The organism is Bacteroides sp. CAG:633 (assembly GCF_000435115.1).
Lineage (GTDB): Bacteria > Bacteroidota > Bacteroidia > Bacteroidales > Bacteroidaceae > Bacteroides > Bacteroides ndongoniae.
Genome location: NZ_FR883062.1, coordinates 1 through 2,750, shown reverse-complemented (window position 1 = coordinate 2,750; position 2,750 = coordinate 1). Strand labels below are relative to the sequence as shown.

The 2,750-nt window shown below is 48.8% G+C and carries 5 protein-coding genes; 4 read left to right on the top strand and 1 reads right to left on the bottom strand.

Annotated features, from left to right (window positions below; translation table 11 throughout):
- The 4 genes from QVP67_RS07615 to QVP67_RS07600 all read left to right on the top strand — a co-directional run.
- Nucleotides 1-647: ATP-binding protein (locus QVP67_RS07615; protein ID WP_288180010.1), on the top strand; the 647-nt coding region annotated here is incomplete at its 5' end.
- Nucleotides 648-1,142: 495 nt separating this feature from the next.
- On the top strand, nucleotides 1,143-1,382 hold the full coding sequence (locus tag QVP67_RS07610) for a DUF3791 domain-containing protein (RefSeq protein ID WP_022162977.1): 240 nt from the start codon (nucleotides 1,143-1,145) through the stop codon (nucleotides 1,380-1,382).
- Nucleotides 1,379-1,606: a DUF3990 domain-containing protein gene (locus QVP67_RS07605; RefSeq protein WP_022162976.1), complete on the top strand. Its 228-nt coding sequence runs from the start codon at nucleotides 1,379-1,381 to the stop codon at nucleotides 1,604-1,606. Before QVP67_RS07610 ends, QVP67_RS07605 begins: the two co-directional genes overlap by 4 nt.
- Nucleotides 1,607-1,612: 6 nt before the next feature.
- The gene (locus QVP67_RS07600; protein WP_022162975.1) at nucleotides 1,613-1,831 is read left to right on the top strand and encodes a hypothetical protein; all 219 of its coding nucleotides are present in this window, start codon (nucleotides 1,613-1,615) and stop codon (nucleotides 1,829-1,831) included.
- A 111-nt stretch (nucleotides 1,832-1,942) separates the two neighbouring features.
- On the opposite strand, the gene ilvC is transcribed toward QVP67_RS07600, so the two are convergent.
- Nucleotides 1,943-2,750, bottom strand: an 808-nt coding sequence (gene ilvC, locus QVP67_RS07595; protein ID WP_288180009.1) for a ketol-acid reductoisomerase, incomplete at its 5' end; no start/stop codon positions are given.

The following is a 2,750-nucleotide window of genomic DNA, read 5'->3' as shown; positions in this document are numbered from 1 at the left end:
GTACGCTGATGGAAACCGTCGTTGCCCGCAAGCCCGACACGGTCTCCCTGCTCACCACGCAATACCGCATGAACGAAGCCATCATGCGCTTCTCGTCCGACTGGTTCTACGACGGCCAACTGCAGGCCGACCCCAGCGTACGCCACCGCAGCATCCTCGACTGGGACACACCCATCTCGTGGATTGACACCTCGGAAATGGACTTCAAGGAAGAGTTCGTAGGCGAAAGTTTCGGCCGCATCAACCGGCAGGAAGCCGACCTGCTGCTCAGCGAATTAGAGAAATACATCGCCCGCATCGGCGGACAGCGCATCCTGGACGAGCGCATCGACTTCGGCATCATATCGCCCTACAAGGCACAGGTGCAATACCTGCGCAGCAAGCTGCGTGGCAGTGCCGTCTTCCGCCCCTACCGCGACCTGATGAGCATCAACACCGTAGATGGTTTTCAGGGTCAGGAACGCGACGTCATCTTCATCAGCCTGGTCCGTGCCAACGAAGAAGGTCAGATAGGTTTCCTCTCCGACCTGCGCCGCATGAACGTAGCCATGACCCGTGCCCGCATGAAGTTGGTCATTCTAGGCGAAGCCGCCACACTGAGCCGGCATGCGTTCTACAAGAAGCTGCTGGAGCACATCAAGCAATAGTGTACCAATCAGCCAACAGTTATGTAAAAACAGTGCAACAGTTACTGCACTGATAGTGCAGTAGGCTGTGCACTCACAGTGCAGTAGTTATTGCACTACAAGTGCAGTAACTGTTGCACTCGTAACGTAGTAGTTAGTAGATGTCTTTACCCAATTGAACTAGACGCTTTATAGTCTATAAACACACCTGAATACCAACCCAATGCAAGACGGTAAAAGCGTGAAAGGTATTTCCGGATAAAAGAAATCAAATGTCTGGAGAGATGTTTTATACCACTTTACCCCCGCCGAACAACACAAGCATTCTGCACGAGCCACACCAGTGTCGAACAAACGGATTGCAGGTGTGGAACAGATGTAATGCAAGTGTGGCAGAAATGATAGAATTTCAATCTTATCCTCAAAAATATCCGAGCATGAAAATAATGAGGGAAATATAATAAAGCAAACAATTTTTCGCTATTTTTGCCAAAGCAACCATTGGATAAAAGCACTATGGACATCGTTGTAGAACATAGCATCATCCGGGATAAAGCGGAATATCTGCTCTCTCTCATTTCACATTTTGCCGAGCGTAACGGACTGAATAAAATGCAAGCCTACCGATACATCAAACGTTTCGGCGGTATCAAACTTGTAGACGAGCATTACAACATCATGCATACACTCAGTTTTGACGAAGCTTTGGATTCATTGACCCATTATTTAAATCGTCAGGGAGGAGCCATTACATGAAACTATATCACGGCAGCAATATTGAAATCGAGAAGATAGACCTCTATAAATCCAAACCCTGCAAAGACTTTGGACGGGGATTCTATCTATCAGACAATCAAAATCAAGCAGAAGAGCTTGCCAGATTCAGAGCACTGACTGTGGGCGGTAATCCTGTAATAACCATATTTGAATTTGATGAGTCCCTATTGGAAAATGGCGATCTGAAATATCTCAAAACTTAGAAAATTATGACCGACATTGATTACATGATAGAACATGTAGCAGCAGACCTCATCAGACTGCTCGTTAAAAAACAAGGCATGACATTCATTGACGCAGTAGACACTCTGTATACATCGGACACTTACGCCAAACTATCCAATCCTGAAACTGGACTATACTTCCAAAGTTCCAACTATGTCTACTCGTTTTTGGAACATGAGCTAACTACCGGAATGATGGGATAGATTAGAAACTATAAGAGGAGACATATCAAAACGCTTCCCCCATAAAACAAGAATGCCCCGGTCGTGCAACGCACGCCGGGGCATTCCCCTGTTTTATAATGCTAAATGACTTTAGTTATTCTCCGGACGGAGCTTGCGTACCGTCACAGCAGTCTGCCACATTTCGCTTTCGCGCAGGGCTTTCAGTTCGGCATTCAGCTTCTCGCGGTAGTCGGGCTGAGAGTTGCTGTCGATGGAGATCTGAGCTTCGTTACCGCTCTTCACACTCTCGTACAGCTTCTGCATAACCGGCTTGATGGCATCGTGGAACGGGCCCATCCAGTCGAGAGCACCACGCTGGGCGGTAGTAGAGCAGTTGGCATACATCCAGTCCATACCGTTCTTGGCAAAGAGGGGCATCAACGACTGAGTCAGTTCCTCAACGGTTTCGTTGAAGGCTTCGGAAGGTGTATGACCATTCTCGCGCAGCACTTCGTACTGTGCCAGCAACAGACCCTGAATGGCACCCATCAGCGAACCGCGTTCGCCGGTCAGGTCGGAATAAACTTCGCGCTTGAAAGTAGTCTCGAACAGATAACCTGAACCGATACCGATGCCGAATGCCAGCGTACGGTCTTTTGCACGACCTGTTGCATCCTGATAAACGGCATACGAGCTGTTCAGACCACGGCCTTCGAGGAACATCGTACGCAAAGACGTACCCGAACCCTTAGGTGCTACCATGATTACATCGATGTCGGCGGGAGGAATGATGTGAGTGCGTTCCTTATAAGTGATGCCGAAACCATGAGAGAAGTACAGAGCCTTGCCCGGAGTCAGGTACTGCTTGATTTTGGGCCATACGGCAATCTGGGCAGCATCGGACAGCAGCATGCAGACGATGGTACCCTTCTGTGCAGCTTCTTCGAGCGAGAAGAGT